A 20131-nucleotide genomic window follows, 5' to 3' on the forward strand; every position below is an offset into this window, starting at 1 on the left:
TAAATCATCTGTTAATTTAGACTGTTTATACATTTTTGCTAAACAATCTCACTAATGTAGATAAGGTGCATAAGATGTCAAAGAGGTGATTTTATGAAAAGGTGTAGGCATTGTGGGAAATTATGTACATCTCATTTGGGAAATAATAATAAACGAGGAAGTTGGTATGGTTCGTATGAAGATTATGACTGGGAGTGTGATAGCTGTAAGAAAGGAAAAACAAGAAAACCAGTGAAAAATCCTTGCTGTGGAAAGGATCCTTGTGTGTGTGTCATCCAAGGTCGTCCAGGGGGTAGAGGTAGAAGAGGCCCAGCAGGTCCAACAGGTCCAACTGGACCAGGAGTAGGAGCAACGGGTGTCACGGGAGCAACCGGAGCCACCGGGGCAACAGGAGCAACCGGAGCCATAGGAGATACAGGAGCCACAGGAGCCACGGGAGCCACCGGGGCAACAGGAGCAACCGGAGCCATAGGAGATACAGGAGCCACAGGAGCCACGGGAGCCACCGGGGCAACAGGAGCAACCGGAGCCATAGGAGATACAGGAGCCACAGGAGCCACGGGAGCCACCGGGGCAACAGGAGCAACCGGAGCCATAGGAGATACAGGAGCCACAGGAGCCACGGGAGCCACCGGGGCAACAGGAGATACAGGAGCCATAGGAGCCACGGGAGCCACCGGGGCAACCGGAGCAACCGGAGCCATAGGAGATACAGGAGCCACAGGAGCCACAGGAGCCACGGGAGCCACCGGGGCAACAGGAGCAACCGGAGCCATAGGAGATACAGGAGCCACAGGAGCCACGGGAGCCACCGGGGCAACAGGAGCAACCGGAGCCATAGGAGATACAGGAGCCACAGGAGCCACGGGAGCCACCGGGGCAACAGGAGCAACCGGAGCCATAGGAGATACAGGAGCCACAGGAGCCACGGGAGCCACCGGGGCAACAGGAGATACAGGAGCCACAGGAGCCACGGGAGCCACCGGGGCAACAGGAGCAACCGGAGCCATAGGAGATACAGGAGCCACCGGGGCAACAGGAGATCCAGGAGCCACCGGGGCAACAGGAGCAACCGGAGCCATAGGAGATACAGGAGCCACGGGTGTCACGGGAGCAACCGGAGCCACCGGGGCAACAGGAGCAACCGGAGCCATAGGAGATACAGGAGCCACGGGTGTCACGGGAGCAACCGGAGCCACCGGGGCAACAGGAGATCCAGGAGCCACCGGGGCAACAGGAGATCCAGGAGCCACCGGGGCAACAGGAGCAACCGGAGCCATAGGAGATACAGGAGCCACGGGTGTCACGGGAGCAACCGGAGCCACCGGGGCAACAGGAGCAACCGGAGCCATAGGAGATACAGGAGCCACGGGTGTCACGGGAGCAACCGGAGCCACCGGGGCAACAGGAGCAACCGGAGCCATAGGAGATACAGGAGCCACAGGAGCCACGGGAGCCACGGGTGTCACGGGAGCAACCGGAGCCACCGGGGCAACAGGAGCAACCGGAGCCATAGGAGATACAGGAGCCACGGGTGTCACGGGAGCAACCGGAGCCACCGGGGCAACAGGAGCAACCGGAGCCATAGGAGATACAGGAGCCACGGGTGTCACGGGAGCAACCGGAGCCACCGGGGCAACAGGAGCAACCGGAGCCACCGGACCAACAGGAGCAACCGGAGCCATAGGAGATACAGGAGCCACGGGAGCCACGGGAGCAACCGGAGCAACCGGCACAACAGGAGCCACGGGAGTAGGACTAACAGGTATTGTGCCATTCGACCCAGGAGCAGCACCAGGTTATCCAGTAGGTCAAGTTGTGACGAATAATGGTAGTACGTATATTGTAAACACGCCATCTCCAACTGGCACGCCAGGAACATCACCAGATTACACGTTGATAGCGGGTGCGGGTGCAACCGGAGCAACCGGAGCAACCGGAGATACAGGAGCCACGGGTGTCACGGGAGCAACCGGAGCCACCGGGGCAACAGGAGCAACCGGAGCCATAGGAGATACAGGAGCCACAGGAGCCACAGGAGCCACAGGAGCAACCGGAGCAACAGGAGATCCAGGTGCAACAGGTGCAACAGGTGCAACCGGAGCAACAGGAGATACAGGAGCAATCGGTCCAACAGGAGCAACAGGAGATACAGGAGCAACAGGTGCAACCGGAGCAACAGGCGCAACCGGTCCAACAGGAGCAACAGGAGATACAGGAGCAACCGGACCAACCGGAGCAACAGGAGATACAGGAGCAACAGGTGCAACCGGAGCAACAGGCGCAACCGGTCCAACAGGAGCAACAGGAGATACAGGAGCAACCGGACCAACCGGAGCCACGGGTGTCACAGGAGCAACAGGAGATACAGGAGCAACCGGACCAACCGGAGCCACGGGTGTCACAGGAGCAACAGGAGATACAGGAGCAACCGGACCAACCGGAGCCACGGGTGTCACAGGAGCAACAGGAGATACAGGAGCAACCGGACCAACCGGAGCCACGGGTGTCACAGGAGATACAGGAGCAACCGGTCCAACAGGAGCAACAGGAGATACAGGAGCAACCGGACCAACCGGAGCCACGGGTGTCACAGGAGATACAGGAGCAACAGGAGCAACAGGAGCAACCGGAGCAACAGGAGATACAGGAGCAACCGGACCAACCGGAGCCACCGGAGCAACAGGCGCAACAGGTGCAACCGGAGCAACAGGAGATACAGGAGCAACCGGACCAACCGGAGCCACGGGAGCGACCGGAGATACTGGAGCCACCGGAGCAACAGGCGCAACAGGAGCAACAGGTGCAACCGGTCCAACAGGAGCAACAGGAGATACAGGAGCAACAGGTCCAACAGGAGCCACAGGAGATCCAGGTGCAACAGGAGATACAGGAGCAACCGGAGCAACAGGAGCAACAGGTCCAACAGGAGCAACAGGAGATACAGGAGCAACCGGACCAACCGGAGCCACGGGTGTCACAGGAGATACAGGAGCAACAGGCGCAACAGGAGCAACAGGTGCAACCGGTCCAACAGGAGCAACAGGAGATACAGGAGCAACCGGACCAACCGGAGCCACGGGTGTCACAGGAGATACAGGAGCAACAGGCGCAACAGGAGCAACAGGTGCAACCGGTCCAACAGGAGCAACAGGAGATACAGGAGCAACCGGACCAACCGGAGCCACGGGTGTCACAGGAGCAACAGGCGCAACAGGAGCAACAGGAGCAACAGGTCCAACAGGAGCCACGGGTGTCACAGGAGCAACCGGACCAACCGGAGCCACAGGAACGCTTGCAACAGCCGCTGCATCTACTGTTAGTACTGCTCCTCAAACCGTTGCTGATAATGCTGCTTTTTCATTAGTTGGTACCCAGTTCTTAGATAATGTAACTTTTACTGCTCCAAATACTTTTACCGTACAACAAAGTGGTAATTATTATATATCTGCACAGGTTACTGCAGTTACTGGGCAAGCTGGTCCGATTACTATTGGTGTTAATCCCGGTAATGTTTCTGGTGGTACAGTCAATGGAACTTCAACAGGTGAACAAGTATCAGCTATAGGGTTTAGTGGGAATGTCGCTGCAGGAACGACGTTCACTCTATTCAATAGAAGCGGGCAGACAATTTCAATAAATGGTCTAAGATTAACGTTGTTCAGACTAAGTTGATCACAGAAACAAACTGACCCTAAATTATACCAAGTGAAACTGGGATTTAGGGTCAGAAGGGTTTATACAAATTACTTTGAACGCAGGAGGGGATTGATTTATTAAATAAATTAGGTTCTTTAGTTAATGTTGGTCATGTAAGGATTGGATCATCAGAAATTTACTTTATTAATCACTAAAGTTCTTTATTGAGCTATTCTACGGGTGTGTTGTTTGTTTTTAAAAATTTATTGGGTAGTTTACCGTAGTAATGGCTATTACTATAACGAATGGCAAGCTTTCTAGTTTTCAATGAAGGTCTGTAAAATTCCAGATTGATTAATTTTTGTTCTGCCAGCGTAAGATTAATTTTACGCTGGTTTTTTCAATAAAGAAATAAATATTGTTGATCGAGGGTTACACAAAATTAAATGAGTTATGAGTATCGTAAAATGATTTTTGCTGTAGAAAGAACAAAAATTTATGGTGATTGCAACTGCATGAGTGTGCAGTATTGCAACTGATCGAAACACGACTATGATCCATCGGAATACAACATCTTAAAACGTATAGGCAAAATTAAAACAGACCATGCAGGGTCTGTTTTTTTATGGGGACGGATTGGGGACCAACCCTTTCACTTTTGTTCAGAAATGAAATTTTTTAATCAGAAAGGCTCATCATAGCACCTTATTAAATCAGTGTTTGTAAGGGAGCGTATGTTCTTTTCGGATAAGGTCATTCTCCTTGACAGGGTAGAGGTCGCTGGTTCGAGCCCAGTCGGAATCATCGTTGAAACCCTTGCTTAGCAAGGGTCAGCGTGTAGACAAACCCTCGCATTCGGTGTCAGGTCTGCGCTCCGGTGCTCTCGAATGTCAAATCCGCTCCGGTACTCGCCCTTCCTAGACTGCAAAGGTTTTCTATCACGCTGAAAAAAAGAAGACAAAGTGCTAAAATAAAGATCATTTTAGCACTTTGTCAACAATCTAACCCTTGCCTAGCAAGGGTTTTTTGTTTTTTCAGTAACGAATATTTGTTCAGTTTCTTTTGATGGGGGCCGACCTTTATCCACCAGATTGTTTCTCAGCATTTTTAGGATCAAAACGATTAAGGTATTCGACTTATCCTCTGGCATCGTTAAAGTGACCGAGCTTTTGACACAATGGAATAGACGGCTACTTGGAGCAAAAACAGAAAATGTGGTTAAACGATTCCAGCTCATTTTTGTTGGATGGGGAATTTTTTTTGTTTTAATTGGGAAAAATTTGGTTATAAGGTTAGGTGAAACGTGATATGATTGTAAAAAGGAGGTAATGTGATGATATTTAAAAAAGCGTTCAATATAGGTTATTTTGTATTGCTTTTATCTTTTATTGTCGTATATTTCTTGCTTCCAGTCGATCAAATATTTACCGCAATTATGATTCTAACCGTACTATTTGGAGTATACCAATTTGTGATTTTCAAAAAGCTAAAAGAGCAAAAACAGCAATAAAAACAGCCCTAGTCTGCATTAGACTGGGGCTGTTTTAATTATGTTCCGCACATGTAATGCTTTCCTGCCGATCCTACTTCGTCCAGTTTTTTATTTTTACGTTTACTGACCGAGAACATTTTCAAGTGTCTCTTTCTCCACAAATAACAAATATCAGTGTCGGCTCGTGTTCCCCAACGTGCGGAGAAGTAACCTGTTTTCATTTTCAATTGAATCATTATTTGAGCAGCGGCAGTAGCAATCCACCCAACATAAGGAATACGGTTTAAAATGGCTGCTACAACTACTCCTACAATTGCCTTACCTTCTACTGTAATACGGTAATGATCATATTTGGACCACACTCATTTTACCTTTTGTTTCTGTGTTGTAAAATCAACATTTGCTAATTGTTCAAGGGAATTAGTGACCATTGGATTCATTTGATTTTCTAGTACAATGCTGTTTGCAATCTTATTTACCTGTTCTTCAATTGCAGCTATTTCGTCAGATTTTAGATAGTTACTAGAAACAGAAATATTACCTGTCTCTCTGTTAGATGTATAGGTGATTGTGCCAAGTTCAGTTTTAAAAGTGGTAACATGTTGTGAATCGTTTTCCATGGTTTATATATTTGTTTTCAATCCGTCTATTTCTTCGGTGAATTCTTCGTGATTTTTAAAAGAGTCGTTTTCTTTTGAAGTGTTTTTCTCGGTTGCAAAACTTGGGGGAACAGAGGTCAAAATCAGGGAAAAGGACAACAAAATAATAAACAACGCCCGTTTTTTCATGTAATTCCTCCTGTGGAAAATATAGTCTTGCGACACCATCTTATCTTCTTCAACAAATATAAAAGAGACTAAAATACCATTTTATAGGAGTGCTGTGTTTTCATTGTGTTAATAGCTGAATGCACTTTTTGAATTAATTAAAGTAAGCGCTAATAGGGCTTGAGATTGTTGAAATTTATAAAAAAAGAAAATGATAACGTTCAAGCGAATACACATTTGATAAAATATTTAGTGGAGGGGAAAATGATATGAAGTCATTTTTACTAATTGGACAATCAAATATGGCGGGTCGAGGCTTCAAGCATGAAGTGCCTCCGATTTATAATGAAAGAATCATGATGCTGCGAAATGGTAGATGGCAAATGATGACTGAACCTATTCATTTTGATAGGCCGGTAGCTGGTGTAGGACTAGCGGCTTCCTTCGCGGAGGCTTGGTGCAAGGATCATGAGGGAGAGAAGATTGGTCTTATTCCATGTGCCGAGGGTGGCAGTTCCATTGATGAGTGGTCACGAGATGGGGCATTATTTCGTCATGCAATAAATGAAGCTAAATTTGCAAAGGAAGATAGCGAATTGGTCGGGATATTATGGCATCAAGGAGAAAGTGACAGCCAAGATGGGAAATACAAAGAATACTATGAAAAAATACGAAGATTATTTCATGAACTAAGAACTGAATTATCTGTACCTAACATTCCGCTTGTGATAGGAGGTTTGGGCGATTTCTTGGGAAAGAGAGCATTTGGCGCAGGGTGTGTGGAATATCAACTGATGAATGAGGAACTACAAAAATATGCATATCATAATGAAAATTGTTATTATGTTACTGCGAAAGGCCTTGCATCTAACCCAGACGGAATTCACATCAATGCGATGTCTCAGAGAATATTTGGTATAAGATATTATGAAGCATTTCGAAAAAAAGAACATATACATGAACCATTGCCAAATGAACATGAGTTAGTGAATGAATGTCATAATAGAATGAATACCTCAGCGGAGAATACATATATAGCACTAGAAAAATTCACGTTGGGCAAGATAACTTACGAAGAGTTGCTGCAGGCTTTAACATAGGCTAAGCTTATGGTAGCCTTTGAATGAAAACGTTATAACTTACATTAGTGATAGACAGAAACATGACAAATCTCTTGAAAGGATGATTGTGGTGGTGAAAACAGATAAAGTCTCCTCCTGAATACAGTAAATCACATTCAGGAGGAGATAAAAAATGTTTAAACAAATAGACGAAAATTATCCAAGAAAAGAGCACTTTCACCATTATATGACGTTAACCCGATGTTCATATAGCTTGGTGATCAATCTAGACATCACGACATTGCATGCAATATTAAAAGAAAAAAGGCTAAAAGTATATCCTGTGCAAATTTATTTGTTAGCAAGAGCTGTGCAAAAAATTCCTGAGTTTCGGATGGATCAAGTGAACGATGAACTGGGTTACTGGGAGATTCTCCATCCTAGTTATACGATTCTAAATAAAGAAACAAAGACATTTTCAAGTATTTGGACGCCTTATGACGAAAACTTTGCTCAGTTTTATAAAAGCTGTGTAGCCGACATTGAAACATATAGCAAAAGCAGCAACCTATTTCCGAAACCTCATATGCCAGAAAACATGTTCAATATTTCAAGTCTACCGTGGATTGATTTTACTTCTTTTAACCTTAATGTATCTACAGATGAAGCTTATTTACTGCCAATATTTACGATAGGCAAATTTAAGATGGAAGAAGGAAAAGTCATTTTGCCCGTTGCCTTACAAGTACATCATGCTGTTTGTGATGGCTATCACGTCGGTCAATATGTAGAATATTTGAGGTGGCTTATTGAACATTGTGAAGAGTGGTTAAATGATTCAATGCAAATTACCTGAAGACAAAAGGTGCTCCTATGGAAATCTAGAAGATGAAGGCAGACTGAAATGAGTCTGCCTTTTTGTTTTGTGATGAATGTACAAGTACTTGTGCTAAAGGTTATTGGTGTGCAAAATAGCAATCAAGTTATGTTTCTCGGAAGTTCTTTATTGCGGTTTTTTTGCGGTGCTTTATAAATCCCTTTATGTGATAATAAATGTAATATAAGGTAATTTAATGGAAGTGAGTAAGAGGTGTGGGGAATTCTAGTTTAAACTGTCTTAAAGAGTATGCCTGTAAACTTGATTGTTACGATTCTGAGTGTTTGTTATATATGTTTTTTATCAAATATTATAGGTGAGGAACTACGGAATTAAGAATAATCTTTCCTTTTAGTAAGAAGGGTGGGGTAGACTCTAAATAAAGAAAAACAGTTATTTGTCAAATATACAAAACTTAATACTCACTGAAACTTCATACCGTTATATTGTACTATCAGTATATATTTTACTAAAAATTGACTAAAGGTGGTTTAAATTATGAAAAAAAGCAATACATTATTACTTTCTTCAATACTTTTAGCTGGAACGATATTCCCAGCAACTGTTTCAGCAACAAATGTTGATAAAAATGAAAATGAATGGATAACGATTGCAGAGGATTCTGCAAGGGATTCTGTATCGCATTCAATTAACAAAAAATCGGCTAAATCTGACTATGTTACTAATTGGAAACTAAGAAAAACTGGTGGAGCGATTGGTGAGATATTTCAATGTAAATACAGCATGTTAACTACAGCGAAGTCAAAGGGGAAAATTGATTATATTGAAGCGAAATCTCGACTATATGGAGGAGATGGAGGACTTTCTAAAAGCAAAACCGATTCTGCAAAGAAATCTAATTATGCTGGAGCAAATGCTGCCGGTGGTGTAAGTGGGGGTTGGGGATGTAAAGGTAAAGCGATAGGAAACTCATTATATAAAGATAGTGGTTATAAAACTGTTAGTCGCCAAAAGACTTTTAAAATATAATATTAGTGATGAGACATAGAACAATTTTATTCATAATAATTTTCATAGTGTTACTAGTGACACTTATTTTATTTCTCAGACAAGAAAAAGTCTCTAGTGATAAAGAGTATAATGATGAAATGATGGATGTTACTGGTCCAGGAACAGATACCGTTTCATATGGTATGTATGAACCTGAGGGGAAATTGCTTGATACACTAGATATCGGTTTCATTAAAAATAACCAAATTAACAAAGTTCTTTCCTTCTCACATTACATAGATGCAGATAGAAAGTACACGTTACTCTTACTAGCAAATTTTAAACAAATAGAATTCTCTGCAGATAATCATAAGCCATCTAAATCATACACATTTGAGATGACTAAAGATCAGGTGATCGCATTACCAATTAAAGCTAAATTACCGAAAGATGTTGGAGAAATCGCGTTTATTATCGTTCCTGAGGCAAAGTATCATTTAAAAGACAATGATATAGAAATAGCCACTGGCTTACAAGAAAACTATATTATGCGCTACATTACAAAAAAAGCTTCATCTAATAAGTTTGGAAGTGAACTTCACCCCACATATAAAACGGATGAATTAACTGGAGAAGAAATTTTCATGGCTTCAGGAAAAATGTCAAATAAGGTTTTATATACTTCCAAAAGTCAAATGCCTGTCTATCTCCAATTGTATAATAACGGTAAAGAAAAAATGAATTATGCTTTAGTGGCTTTCTCGGAAAACAATCAACAAAAATTTAATGGGAAACATGTGATGTATGTATCTGTAGAGAATGAAAAAACAAATGTTTATAAAATAAAATTGCCAAAAGTTAAAAAGGAAAATAATTTTCAAATAATTGCTTTTCCTGCACCTTTTGATAATAGTACTAAATTTGAGGAAGTTAATTTTAGAGGCTATTCTTCAATTAGAACGTTAATTCAACCATAGGGGGCAATTTTATGTGGATTATCATTATTTTGTTAATCATATTGATAGGATTTACAGGAAACATTGTGTCGATTTTAAGGAATATAAAACAATCTAATGAAAAAATTATAAAATTATTAGAAGAAAATCAGCCACCAAAATAGTTCATCAGTTCATAGTAACAAGCATAGAGCTAAAGTTTTATTACAGCTCAAAGAGAATAACAAATTAAGTATCAGCTAAAGAAAAGGTTATCTGACAACCTATGTATAGTTACACTACTATTCGTGTATTTTTTACATTGCTCCTTTGAAGGAGCTCTTTTTTATTTTTTAGTTGGTTTTCGGTGCTTTGTAAATTTTTGTATGTGATAATAAATGTAATATAAGGGAGTTCAGTGGAAGGGGAATAAGGGATGGAGAAAGTTCTTTCTTCACATGTAGGTGTGAAAATAAATGAATGGTATAAAATGATTCGGCAATTCAGTGTACCTGATGCAGAGATTTTGAAAGCTGAGGTCGAACAAGAAATTGAACGGATGGAAGAAGATCAGGATTTACTCATTTATTATCAATTGATGTGCTTTCGCCATCAGCTTATGCTTGATTATATCAAACCATCAGAAAAACGATCTCCTTCTGTTTCTGATTTGGTTGATAAAATTGAAAACTCAAATCAGAAACTTTCTGGTATGCTGCAATACTATAATGCCTTTTTTAGAGGGATGCATGAATTTAGTAAGAAAGAATACATACAGGCTATCCAATATTATAAGATCGCTGAAAGACAGCTCGCACTGGTTGTAGATGATATTGAGCAAGCGGAGTTTCACTTCAAGGTGGCTGAAGCCTACTATATTATGAAACAAACCCATGTTTCCATGCATCACATAATTAAGGCGCTTGAAATTTACGATCAGTATGAGTTATACAAAATTAGAAAAGTTCAATGTTTATTTGTAATAGCAGGAAATTATGATGATTTTAAGCAGTATGAAAAATCATTAATACATCTCAATAAAGCCTATTCCATCGCTGAAAAAACAGCGGATAAAAGATTGATTGCCAAGGTACTTTTAAATATAGGAAACAATTATGAAAAAAAACAAGATTATGCAAAGGCTATCCAATATTATCAAGAGTCCCTTGAAATATCAGAAGATGGTATGGACGATGTAAAATCGGTCATATATGTTAACCTTTGTTGGGCGCTATATAAGACAGGAGAAACTGATGAAGCATCCAAATTAGTGGATAAAGCTTTGAAGCTGATCTCTCATAAAGAGAATCCGCACGAAATTCTATTAATACGTTCTATAAGAACTACATATGAAAGTAATGATGAGGATAAGATTCAAGCTATGCTTCAGACATTTGAAGAAAAGCAGTTGTTTGTTTTCGTAGAAGAATTCACTAAAAATCTTGCAGTTATTCATGAAAAAAGAGGAAAGTTTGAGAAAGCAACAGAATATTACAAGATGGCATTTCAAGCCCAACAAAATATTCAAAAAGGAGAGTGTCTTTATGAGTATTAAAAAAATGATTGTTATAAGCTCTATAATCTTTCTAGGTGCAGGTGTATATGAAGCATCTAGTACGATAAAACCAGCATCAAATCGAAATACAACAATGGAAGATTCGATTAGAAATACAACTTTCATTCCACAAAAAATCGATCGAAACACAGCATCTCAAAACGTATAGATGAAAAGAAAACAGACCTTAAGGAGGTCTGTTTTCTTTTTGGGAAACATGTTAAAACAGCAAGGCTTATAATAAAACCTTCACAGATATCTTCTACCTTTATTAAGCATAAGGATTTCCATATTTACGACAATATTCATAAAAACCGTAACGATTCATAAACATTATTTTTTCAATGTTTTCAGGAGTATCAAATTCTATCATTTCTAAAGTTAAACTAGTAAATTCAATCGGGGCAGTTCCATTTGCGGTGACCAATTGTTTATCTCTTACCGCCTGTTTCTCTATGAACTCAGAGGCCGGTTCATAATGTTCTTCATCTCTCCATAGGTCAACAGAATTCCCCGTATGGCTATGGTGATTCAACAATCCGTTTTTTGCTAAATAATCCACCGCTCCGCATATCGCTGCTACCGGAATGTTTTGCCGAAATGTATTTTTAACGAAATGTAACAGCTCTTTACTGTCATCACCCCAGGAGTTCCCACCAATCATCACGAGCAAATCAAAATGGTCAGGTTCTGATCCTATGATGTAATCGACAGTTGTTTTAAAACCACCTATTGAACGAACAATTTGCTCTAAAGAAATAGTATAAACTGACCAACCTTCCTTTTGATTTAATGAAGAGGCTAAATAAGCACCTTCCCAATCCGCATAATCATCTAATAGAAGAAAAAACGCCTTTTTCATCAATTGTCGCTCCTTAGAATCGTTTTTAACATAATGATAGAGAACCCACTGTTAAATGGACCTATGATCTTTCTATTTATTATATCAATTTCAAAGTGACACAGTAAGTGTATAAAATGAGCAAATGAATCGTTGGTCAATGTTATACTTATCTCAATAGATACGAGGAGGCACCCACTTTGATATCATTCTGGGAAAAAGAAGAAGAGAGCCCTTTCACATTAAAAAAGATAAATGAGGAACAAATTCGTGAAGCAGAGGGAACACTTGGAGTCAGTTTACCTGATACATACAAAAAGCTCATTTTAGAATGGAATGGCGGTTTTACAGTTCGTAATGCTTTTCCAACTGAACAGCCGAACTCATGGGCTGAGGATCATGTTCAATTTGACCATCTAAGAGGAATCGCCAAAGATGATGGCATCATGAATAGTCTTAATTGGATTTGCCTGAGGGACTTGTGATCATCAGCGGAGAAGAAGATACATGGATCGCAATGGATTATCGAGAAACGAAGGAACATCCTCCTATTCACTATTTCGATTTAGAGCTGGAAGTAGATTTTAAGCTGGCAGATACTTTCGATGATTTTATTGCGCAGCTATATACAGCTGAAGATGTGATGGTCGAAGTAGCAGAGATTGAGGAGGAAGCTTCGGATTTATATATCAGTAAAGAAGAGCTTGAACACATATTTGAGAGGCAAGACCTTCGTCAGCACAATCTTTTCAAAATGGCACATTATCCGATGGAAGAAACAGAAGAGGTCGAATGGTTTTTCAATCTTATGAAACAATGCATCCAACAGATAAACGATCAACATGTTTTGTATGAAGCAGCGACAACGATTCACTCCATCCTTCTGTTAAACCCAGATATGCCAAGAAATGACCGTATCAATCAAGAGCTGCAAGAAATGGCTGAATTTCTAGAAAAGAGTGGAGAGCCTAATACCGCCTTTTTGGGAGAAGACATTCATCCAGTGAAAAAATGATAGTGAAAGAAGAAAAGCCCCAAAAAAGGGCTTTTTAAATGTAGTTTAAGACCTCTTTTTATTTAAAATTTTCATGATGAATAATGCTAAATATGAAGCAATGAATGAGCCAAAAGTGTAAACAACTGCCCAGCCTAAGAAGGAGACATTAAAAAGTGTAAATGTCAGGATGAGCAAAATGATAAAGCTCACAACTGGCATGAAATAAACCTTTTGTACAATCAATGTGACGATAAAAGAAGCGATGATCATACTGACTGGAAGCAAGCCGAATGCGAATTCTAAATGAGTCATATCAATTCTCCCTTTAAATAACTTAACAACATTTGATTTGTTCTAATTGCCTCTCATACACTCAAAATTCATTGTACATCGGGTTTTTGAGTTTAATAAATTTATTAGACAAAAGAATCAACAAGCATATCGTAACATAATAAATACATTTATTACATTATATGTAATTTAATAAGGTGTCTGATGATTTTAAATCCTTCTTTTTGTAATCTTATTGAAAGTCATATTTAAATAAAGTATAGTAACTTTATATTACAAAGAGGAGGATGGTTAAAGATGATGCATGCAGGAAGATTACGCCAGCAAACTTTGAACAATCAGTAATTTCAGATGTTCAAAGGCTCTGTTTTCATCAAACGGAGTAAACGGGGGAATCTGCACATTTTTAATGATCTTCAGCGGGAAAGTATGCAATTTCACTAGAAGACAGGCAGATCTGTCTTTTTTGTATGTTTTTATCATACAAAGAAAGGCATAAGTCTAGCTTTGTTTACTCTGACCACATAAAATAGCCTGTTTGTGGTTTTTTGTGATGATATTCTTGATGCCTATTGATCATGACTAAATGAGCAATTGGAGGAATGGATATGAATAGACTAGAATTAAAGCAGTTAGCCAATCATCACGGGTTAGAGATTTTAGAGAATACCATCAAAATAAATGAATCAGGTGTTGATTTCCGTGTTGCACATGCTGAAGGTTTACATGGTGATCAATGGATATTAAGAATGCCTCGCAGACCTGAATCAATGAAACATACCTTACAAGAAAAAAAAGACATTAGATCACATTAGTAGGCAGGTTCACTTTCAGGTTCCTAAGTGGTCTATCTTTACAGAAAGTCTGATTGCTTATAAACAATTAGAGGGTGTACCGGCGGCTAGTATTGATGTGGAACAGCAATCTTATGTGTGGAGTTTTGATCAAACGAATGTACCGCAAGCTTATTATGAATCATTAGGAAGCGTTTTAGCGAATGTACATTCCTTAGATCAACAGCCTTTTAAAACACTCGGTGTGGAGATGCTCAGTGCTCATGAATTAAGAGAATCAATGAAACAGCGAATGGAACGTGTCAAATCGCAATACACCATTAACAGCGGTTTATGGGAGCGCTGGCAAACATGGCTAGCAAAAGATTCTTTATGGCCGCCTTTCGTGGGGGTGAAGCATGGAGATTTACATCCTGGCCACATTCTGATTGATGAAAATCAATGTGTTACGGGTGTGATTGATTGGTCTGAAGTGGGGGTTGGTGATGTATCTGCAGACTTTTTGTCGCATCAACTTCTCTTTGGGAAAGAAGGATTAACAAAACTTATCCATGCGTATGAAAAAGCAGGCGGGAGAACTTGGCCAGGAATGGATGAACATATAATAGAACTTCTGACGACAAGTGCGATCACTGTGGCCGAGTACGCACAGAGATCAGGATTAAAAGATATGCATGAAACTGCAGCATACATGTTGGCAAACGAAAGCTAATCAATCAGAACGAATCCAAAAAAAAGCCCCTAAAAAGGGCTTTTTCAGCGTGTAGACAAACCCTCGCATTCGGTGTCAGTCCTGCGTGCTGGTGCTCACGAATGTCAAATTTGGTGACGAAACTAATCAATCGGCCTCGCATTCGGTGTCAGTCCTGCGTGCTGGTGCTCACGAATGTCAAATTCGCTCCGCGCCAGTACTCGTCCTTCCTAGACTGCAAAGATTTTCTATCACGCTGAAAAGAAGACAAAGTGCTAAAATAAAGAACATTTTAGCCCTTTGTCAACAATCTGAAAAAGCCCCTAAAAAGGGCTTTTTTTAATCTAATTCATGAAAAAACTGTTTGAGTTGATCAATGAAAACGGATTTTGATTTTCCTTTTTTATAAATGAACTCGATATTGATATTGAAATTGATGGATGGATCGATTGAAATTTGTTTTAATGTTCCTTGTTCTACCTCATTTCGAACGCAATGATGAGGTAGAAACGATAGTCCCATTCCTTGAAGTACTAAATTTTTTGCGGTTTCCATATGATCAACCTCAATGGAAATGTTCGGTGTGATGTTGTTCTTTTGAAATAATCGGTGGAGCATCAACCAATCAAATGACCCATAGTCAAAGAAAATAAAAGGCTGTTCTTCTAGTTCTTTCATATTGATGTTGTCAAGGCTAGCGAGCGGGTGATGAGTTGGGACGAACAGCCCGATTGGATCACTGAAAATCGGGATTGATTCAATTTGAGGATGTGTTTCAGTCCTGACAATGCCAAAGTCTACTTGGTTGTTAATCACTTTTTGGACAACATCCTTTGAGTGTCCTGTTACGATTTTCACTTTCAGGTTTTCGTATTTTTCTTTTAGGGCGGGCAATATGTTAGGCAATAGATTATTGGAAATAGAGGATGCGCATCCAATCGTCAATTCATAAGGAATCATCGTTTGTTTGAGACTATGCTTTGCTTCTTGATAAGAATGGAGGATCTTTTTGGCATGCGGGTAAAACTGTTCACCTTTTTCCGTCAGAGATAGTTTATTTCTCTGTCTATCAAATAATTTTAGGTCTAATTCTTTTTCTAACGATTGAATACGTGCCGAAACAGAAGGCTGGGTTAAATACAGTGCTTCCGCAGCTTTATTGATACTGCCTAGCTGGCATACGTAAATAAACGCTTCTATATTCTCAATATTCATTTTATCCCCTTATACTACGTTCTTTAAATGTTTAGCTTTTCAAGCTCATACACTAATTTTACAGCTTCTTTCGCCAAAATGACAGTAGGGTCAATCACTTTCACATCTTTAGTTGACCTTAAGACTAAGGGGATTTCTGTACAGCCGGCAATGATGGCTTCTGCCCCTTGATTGATTAAAATTTCTGCAGCTACCGCTAATTCACTTTCGCCTTTACTTAATTTTCCTGCTTTCACCGCATATATCCCATTCATAACGCTCTTCTGAAGATTTTCACTAGGAGTCATGACGTCAATCTTGTGATGAGCACAAGCCCTTTGATAGAGCTCGGTTTTTAATGTGCCATCAGTACATAGTAAGCCCACAGATGTATAGTGATGTTTGTTTAGGTAACTTGCAGTTTCTAATGGCATATTCATGATAGGGATATGAGTGGAATGTCGTATGTTTTCTAAAAAGAAGTGAGCGGTATTGCATGCAATGAGAATAAAGTCCGCTCCTGCACGTTCTAATCTCTTAGCTGATGAAATCATATCATCTGTAGGATCTTTGCCTTTCCCAAATATGGCATTGGTTCTGTCAGGGATTTGCGGATAATTATCCGCAATCACATGGAGATGATCCTGATCTTTTATCGCTGGAGTATGAGAAATGATTTTTTTCATCAGATCAATCGTTGCTAAAGGACCCATCCCGCCCATAATTCCGATCGTTGTAGACATATACGCCACCACATTTCTTTTTTTTCTATTATAAAAAAAGAAAGCATGGTGAGCGTTATAGAAAAGTTCTATATGTATATAGAAGGTTTATCAAAAGCGTCTTTTAATGGCGCTTAGCGGCCCACTCCGATTGAAGAATCGCATATTGATATTCATCAACCCAATGTCCTTTTGACATATCATTTTGAAGCAAATGTCCTTCGCGTCTCATTTCTAAACGTTCCAGCACTCGAATAGATTTTTCATTTCGCACATCAGTAAAGGCAATGATTTTATGCTTGTTCAGTGTAGTGAAAATATATTCGATCATTGAACTCAAGGCTTCGTGAATATAGCCCTTTCCTTTAAATAGATTGCAATAGAGGGGTTTGCTCGATACTGATAAAATGCTTCAATATCTTGCAGATCAAATTGGCGAATAACAACCCGGTGTGTCCTTGTAAATATGCTGTTTGCACTCATGTTTTAACCTCACTTTTTAGTTTGTTTTCGATTTGAAAAAGTCTATCAGCCATTCAGATAGCTGCTGCTGCGCTTTGCTGACAAATCGATCTGCATAATAAGTTAATTCCAAGTGACGAACAGGTGCCGGATCAGCAATAGGAATCGAAACAATATTTGGCCACGTCGAATGTTGTTGTAGCAATCCTCGCGGCTGAATGGTTGCACCGATGCCAGCTTCAACCAGCTGCAATAATGAAGCTGCGGACCCAACGTCCATGACAGTGTCTAGTTCAACACCCTGTTCTTTATATACGTCATCTACTAAATCCCTTCCTAGATACCCCTTCGGATACATGACCAAAGCATGCTGCGTTAGCTCTTCCAATGTCACTTCATTCTTTTGGGCTAGTTCACTTTCTGAATGAACAAATAATTCGTAGGGCTCACTTCCAAGTGGAATTTGAATGAGACGCTTATCCGCAGGCCCTCTCAGTCCGATGCCGAGATCCACTTTATGCGACAGAACTTCTTCACGAACGAAGATCGTTGAATATGCTTTCAAATTGGTTTCAGGATAAAGTGTTTTAAATTCTACAAATAGCGGAACAAGCTGAAAGTCAAGATCGGAAGGGAGAACTGCAAGTCGAACGTTTCCCCGTTTTTCAGATAATAGTTCTTTCATCGCATTTTTTGCATCTCTTTCAGCTTGAAGCATTTTCATCCCATATTGATAAAGCAGAGTACCCGCTTCGGTTGCGACGACTTTTTTGCCGATTCGATCAAAGAGCGGCATCCCAACTTCTGCTTCAAGCAGCCGAATTTGCTGGCTTAATGTAGGCTGTGATATCCCTAATTGCTCAGCAGCTTTTGTGAAATGTAAATGATCGAATACAGCCATGAAATATGTAATATGCCGAGTATCCATTTGTCATCCTCTCATTGATGATAGTTTTTTACTATCATTATAATACGAATTATTGTATTGATCAATGAACGCGGCAGATTTATACTCAAAGTAACTTCAACAAGTTGAGAGAGGAAGAAGTGCATTGATGAAAAAAATATTTTATTTAGCCGCTTTATTTTTAGCTGCATTAAACTTGCGACCAATCATTACGTCCGTGGCTTCTATGATGAGTATGATCCAATCAGAGCTTGGTGTTAGTGCGCTGACAGCAAGTCTTCTAACCACTTTACCGGTCTTGTGCATGGGGGTGTTTGCACCTGTAGCAACTAAACTAAGCCGCCGTTTTGGTTTAGAGAGAACGCTTTTTTTCTCGATTCTTCTCATCACGATCGCTACTGGACTACGTGGGACGAGTCAAACGGTTGCCGTCCTTCTTATCACTGCTTTTGCAGGAGGAGTTGGGATTAGCTTTGCAGGTCCTTTGTTGTCTAGTTTTATCAAAAAGTATTTCCCGAAAAATCCGGGGATTGTGAGTGTTTATTCTATTTCGATGACGATTGGGGCAGCACTTGCTTCCGGCTTCACCATTCCGATTTATCTTCGCAATGAGCATAATCTTCCGCTCGCCTTGTCTTGCTGGGCGGTTTTAGGGATCATCGCATTGATCTTATGGCTAGGGCTGGCTCGGAAAAAACAACAAGCTGATCATACAGTTTTACCGCTAAGGCTGCCACTGCGAAACAAAAAAGCCATTCAATTCACCTTGTTCTTTGGCTTTATGTCCAGTATGTTTTACTCGTTAACAGCATGGATTTCACCCATCGCCCTTAGTTTTGGCAATAGTCCACAGTATGCCGCTATGCTGCTAACGATATTTACACTGATTCAGATTCCAGTGGCATTACTTGTTCCAGGGGTTGTCACTCGCTTAGGAAAACCGAAATTATTTCTGATCTTATGCAGTGTGTCAGAGTTGATCGGTCTTATTTTCCTTCTACTTCCAATGCCTATTTTGCCAGCCGTCATTTTTCTAGGTATTGGGGCAGGTGGATTATTTCCTTTAGCACTTATGCTGCCCATTATTGAGACGCGTACACCGGAGGAAGCTGGTACATGGTCCGCCATGTCGCAGATGGGCGGGTATATCATGGGCGGGTTTGGTCCATTTTTTATTGGCCTAGTTTTCGATCTAAGCGGACACTTTCAAGCTTCCATTGTTGCTATGCTTGTCATTGTCTCGTTAATGATTGGTGTTCAGTTATCAATGAAACTAGGTAGAAAAGAGGAAGAAGTGTCGAGTTAAATCAGAGCTTCACATTTCAATCAAAACGAGGGGATTCTATTGCTCATTCGAGGAGCAAAAACGGTAGACTATCCACAATTAAGAGAGGTTTATTTAGCGTCTCGTCGTCAAAGCTTTCATTGGTTGAACTCAGATGACATGAATTTATATGACTTTGATGAGAATACATGGGAGGAAAAAATTTTCTTAGCTGAGGAAAACAATAAAATCCTCGGATTCATCTTGCTCTATGTACCAGATCGTTTTATTCACCTCTTGTTTGTACATCCAGAAGCGACTGGTCAAGGAGCTGGCGATCTGCTGCTCAAACATGCTATCAAAGTGTTGGGAACTCCAGTCACCCTTATATGTGTCTCTGACAATCACAACGCTTTGACTTTTTATCAAAAAAGAGGCTGGAAGGCTGTTGTAGAAGAAGGGGGGCCTGGGGAGAGATACTGGGTGTTTGTTTATGATGGAACGTAAAGAGTGTCTTCTTTTTTCGCAGCCGCTTTTATAGCTTTTCTTTATTGAGCTATTGCTTTTTCGCTCGATTAAGAGTTTGATTATCATAGAGACTGTAAAACAGAAGGCATGAGCTACAGTTACTTTTTTGTACTTTTGCAAGATATGTTCCGAGAAAAATTTGCACAAAAAGAACTAGAGGTGA

The 20131-nt window shown here is 40.5% G+C and carries 19 protein-coding genes and 2 pseudogenes; 12 read left to right on the forward strand and 9 right to left on the reverse strand.

The features are described 5' to 3' along the window. Window positions 1–93: 93 nt before the first annotated feature. Both MKY18_RS05905 and MKY18_RS05910 read left to right on the forward strand, forming a co-directional pair. Complete coding sequence (locus tag MKY18_RS05905; RefSeq protein ID WP_342497777.1) at window positions 94–3675, forward strand: collagen-like protein; 3582 nt, start codon at window positions 94–96, stop codon at window positions 3673–3675. A gap of 1297 nt (window positions 3676–4972) precedes the next feature. After that, window positions 4973–5149 carry a hypothetical protein gene (locus MKY18_RS05910; RefSeq protein ID WP_189318725.1) on the forward strand — a complete coding sequence of 59 codons (177 nt, stop codon included), beginning with the start codon at window positions 4973–4975 and terminating at the stop codon, window positions 5147–5149. Between the two features lie 38 nt (window positions 5150–5187). Here the strand turns inward: MKY18_RS05910 and MKY18_RS05915 are convergent, their stop codons facing one another. From MKY18_RS05915 to MKY18_RS05925, 3 genes are read right to left on the reverse strand one after another with little or no spacing between them, the layout of a single operon-like run. Beyond that, window positions 5188–5493, reverse strand: coding sequence for a hypothetical protein (locus MKY18_RS05915; protein ID WP_283924390.1), 306 nt, complete (start codon window positions 5491–5493; stop codon window positions 5188–5190). Further along, on the reverse strand, window positions 5494–5751 hold the full coding sequence (locus MKY18_RS05920) for a hypothetical protein (protein ID WP_342497778.1): 258 nt from the start codon (window positions 5749–5751) through the stop codon (window positions 5494–5496). A gap of 3 nt (window positions 5752–5754) precedes the next feature. Continuing rightward, window positions 5755–5919 carry a hypothetical protein gene (locus tag MKY18_RS05925; RefSeq protein WP_185847325.1) on the reverse strand — a complete coding sequence of 55 codons (165 nt, stop codon included), beginning with the start codon at window positions 5917–5919 and terminating at the stop codon, window positions 5755–5757. Window positions 5920–6167: 248 nt separating this feature from the next. Here MKY18_RS05925 and MKY18_RS05930 point away from each other — a divergent pair, with 248 nt between their 5' ends. From MKY18_RS05930 to MKY18_RS05955, 6 genes are all read left to right on the forward strand, one after another. Further along, window positions 6168–6998: a sialate O-acetylesterase gene (locus MKY18_RS05930; RefSeq protein WP_044142117.1), complete on the forward strand. Its 831-nt coding sequence runs from the start codon at window positions 6168–6170 to the stop codon at window positions 6996–6998. Window positions 6999–7152: 154 nt separating this feature from the next. Next, window positions 7153–7815 carry a type A chloramphenicol O-acetyltransferase gene (catA, locus tag MKY18_RS05935; RefSeq protein WP_065097705.1) on the forward strand — a complete coding sequence of 221 codons (663 nt, stop codon included), beginning with the start codon at window positions 7153–7155 and terminating at the stop codon, window positions 7813–7815. A gap of 519 nt (window positions 7816–8334) precedes the next feature. After that, the gene (locus MKY18_RS05940) at window positions 8335–8826 is read left to right on the forward strand and encodes a hypothetical protein (protein ID WP_044142121.1); all 492 of its coding nucleotides are present in this window, start codon (window positions 8335–8337) and stop codon (window positions 8824–8826) included. 56 nt (window positions 8827–8882) lie between these two features. Then, a complete protein-coding gene (locus MKY18_RS05945) occupies window positions 8883–9764 on the forward strand; it encodes a hypothetical protein (RefSeq protein ID WP_223249863.1) in 882 nt (293 codons plus the stop codon). A 394-nt stretch (window positions 9765–10158) separates the two neighbouring features. Next, complete coding sequence (locus tag MKY18_RS05950) at window positions 10159–11277, forward strand: tetratricopeptide repeat protein (protein ID WP_185108886.1); 1119 nt, start codon at window positions 10159–10161, stop codon at window positions 11275–11277. Beyond that, on the forward strand, window positions 11267–11446 hold the full coding sequence (locus MKY18_RS05955) for a RapH phosphatase inhibitor (RefSeq protein WP_113768780.1): 180 nt from the start codon (window positions 11267–11269) through the stop codon (window positions 11444–11446). Before MKY18_RS05950 ends, MKY18_RS05955 begins: the two co-directional genes overlap by 11 nt. A 102-nt stretch (window positions 11447–11548) precedes the next feature. On the opposite strand, the gene MKY18_RS05960 is transcribed toward MKY18_RS05955, so the two are convergent. Further along, window positions 11549–12139 (reverse strand): type 1 glutamine amidotransferase family protein, encoded by a 591-nt coding sequence (locus tag MKY18_RS05960; protein ID WP_113768781.1) that lies wholly within the window; start codon window positions 12137–12139, stop codon window positions 11549–11551. A 179-nt stretch (window positions 12140–12318) separates the two neighbouring features. Between MKY18_RS05960 and MKY18_RS05965 the strand changes: the two are divergent. Next, window positions 12319–13133, forward strand: a pseudogene (locus tag MKY18_RS05965) (SMI1/KNR4 family protein). Between the two features lie 45 nt (window positions 13134–13178). Here MKY18_RS05965 and MKY18_RS05970 read toward each other — a convergent pair. Next, a complete protein-coding gene (locus MKY18_RS05970) occupies window positions 13179–13427 on the reverse strand; it encodes a DUF2651 family protein (RefSeq protein ID WP_268508127.1) in 249 nt (82 codons plus the stop codon). 587 nt (window positions 13428–14014) lie between these two features. Between MKY18_RS05970 and MKY18_RS05975 the strand changes: the two are divergent. Further along, window positions 14015–14912, forward strand: a pseudogene (locus MKY18_RS05975) (macrolide 2'-phosphotransferase). 318 nt (window positions 14913–15230) lie between these two features. On the opposite strand, the gene MKY18_RS05980 reads toward MKY18_RS05975, so the two are convergent. The 4 genes from MKY18_RS05980 to MKY18_RS05995 all read right to left on the reverse strand — a co-directional run bounded on the left by MKY18_RS05980 (window position 15231) and on the right by MKY18_RS05995 (window position 18197). Further along, a complete protein-coding gene (locus MKY18_RS05980) occupies window positions 15231–16106 on the reverse strand; it encodes a LysR family transcriptional regulator (protein ID WP_034663143.1) in 876 nt (291 codons plus the stop codon). A 23-nt stretch (window positions 16107–16129) separates the two neighbouring features. Further along, complete coding sequence (locus tag MKY18_RS05985) at window positions 16130–16828, reverse strand: amino acid racemase (protein ID WP_342497779.1); 699 nt, start codon at window positions 16826–16828, stop codon at window positions 16130–16132. A 103-nt stretch (window positions 16829–16931) separates the two neighbouring features. After that, entirely contained in the window at window positions 16932–17138 is a 207-nt protein-coding gene (locus tag MKY18_RS05990; protein WP_268508126.1) for a GNAT family protein, read from the reverse strand. A 168-nt stretch (window positions 17139–17306) separates the two neighbouring features. After that, complete coding sequence (locus tag MKY18_RS05995; RefSeq protein ID WP_268508124.1) at window positions 17307–18197, reverse strand: LysR family transcriptional regulator; 891 nt, start codon at window positions 18195–18197, stop codon at window positions 17307–17309. A 127-nt stretch (window positions 18198–18324) separates the two neighbouring features. Here MKY18_RS05995 and MKY18_RS06000 point away from each other — a divergent pair, with 127 nt between their 5' ends. Then, window positions 18325–19482, forward strand: coding sequence for an MFS transporter (locus MKY18_RS06000; RefSeq protein ID WP_065097696.1), 1158 nt, complete (start codon window positions 18325–18327; stop codon window positions 19480–19482). A 39-nt stretch (window positions 19483–19521) separates the two neighbouring features. Beyond that, window positions 19522–19947 (forward strand): GNAT family N-acetyltransferase, encoded by a 426-nt coding sequence (locus MKY18_RS06005; protein WP_065097695.1) that lies wholly within the window; start codon window positions 19522–19524, stop codon window positions 19945–19947. The last annotated feature ends 184 nt before the right edge of the window (window positions 19948–20131 follow it).

The organism is Bacillus sp. FSL R7-0672, from assembly GCF_038601465.1.
Taxonomy (GTDB): Bacteria; Bacillota; Bacilli; order Bacillales; family Bacillaceae; genus Bacillus; species Bacillus pumilus.

Bases quoted from the DNA above. Each gene is read 5' to 3' on its own strand.
- MKY18_RS05905 (WP_342497777.1), top strand. From the start codon at position 94: ATGAAAAGGTGTAGGCATTGTGGGAAATTATGTACATCTCATTTGGGA.
- MKY18_RS05910 (WP_189318725.1), top strand. From the start codon at position 4,973: ATGATATTTAAAAAAGCGTTCAATATAGGTTATTTTGTATTGCTTTTA.
- MKY18_RS05920 (WP_342497778.1), bottom strand. From the start codon at position 5,751: ATGGAAAACGATTCACAACATGTTACCACTTTTAAAACTGAACTTGGC.
- MKY18_RS05925 (WP_185847325.1), bottom strand. From the start codon at position 5,919: ATGAAAAAACGGGCGTTGTTTATTATTTTGTTGTCCTTTTCCCTGATT.
- MKY18_RS05930 (WP_044142117.1), top strand. From the start codon at position 6,168: ATGAAGTCATTTTTACTAATTGGACAATCAAATATGGCGGGTCGAGGC.
- catA (WP_065097705.1), top strand. From the start codon at position 7,153: ATGTTTAAACAAATAGACGAAAATTATCCAAGAAAAGAGCACTTTCAC.
- MKY18_RS05940 (WP_044142121.1), top strand. From the start codon at position 8,335: ATGAAAAAAAGCAATACATTATTACTTTCTTCAATACTTTTAGCTGGA.
- MKY18_RS05950 (WP_185108886.1), top strand. From the start codon at position 10,159: ATGGAGAAAGTTCTTTCTTCACATGTAGGTGTGAAAATAAATGAATGG.
- MKY18_RS05955 (WP_113768780.1), top strand. From the start codon at position 11,267: ATGAGTATTAAAAAAATGATTGTTATAAGCTCTATAATCTTTCTAGGT.
- MKY18_RS05960 (WP_113768781.1), bottom strand. From the start codon at position 12,139: ATGAAAAAGGCGTTTTTTCTTCTATTAGATGATTATGCGGATTGGGAA.
- MKY18_RS05970 (WP_268508127.1), bottom strand. From the start codon at position 13,427: ATGACTCATTTAGAATTCGCATTCGGCTTGCTTCCAGTCAGTATGATC.
- MKY18_RS05980 (WP_034663143.1), bottom strand. From the start codon at position 16,106: ATGAATATTGAGAATATAGAAGCGTTTATTTACGTATGCCAGCTAGGC.
- MKY18_RS05985 (WP_342497779.1), bottom strand. From the start codon at position 16,828: ATGTCTACAACGATCGGAATTATGGGCGGGATGGGTCCTTTAGCAACG.
- MKY18_RS05990 (WP_268508126.1), bottom strand. From the start codon at position 17,138: ATGATCGAATATATTTTCACTACACTGAACAAGCATAAAATCATTGCC.
- MKY18_RS05995 (WP_268508124.1), bottom strand. From the start codon at position 18,197: ATGGATACTCGGCATATTACATATTTCATGGCTGTATTCGATCATTTA.
- MKY18_RS06000 (WP_065097696.1), top strand. From the start codon at position 18,325: ATGAAAAAAATATTTTATTTAGCCGCTTTATTTTTAGCTGCATTAAAC.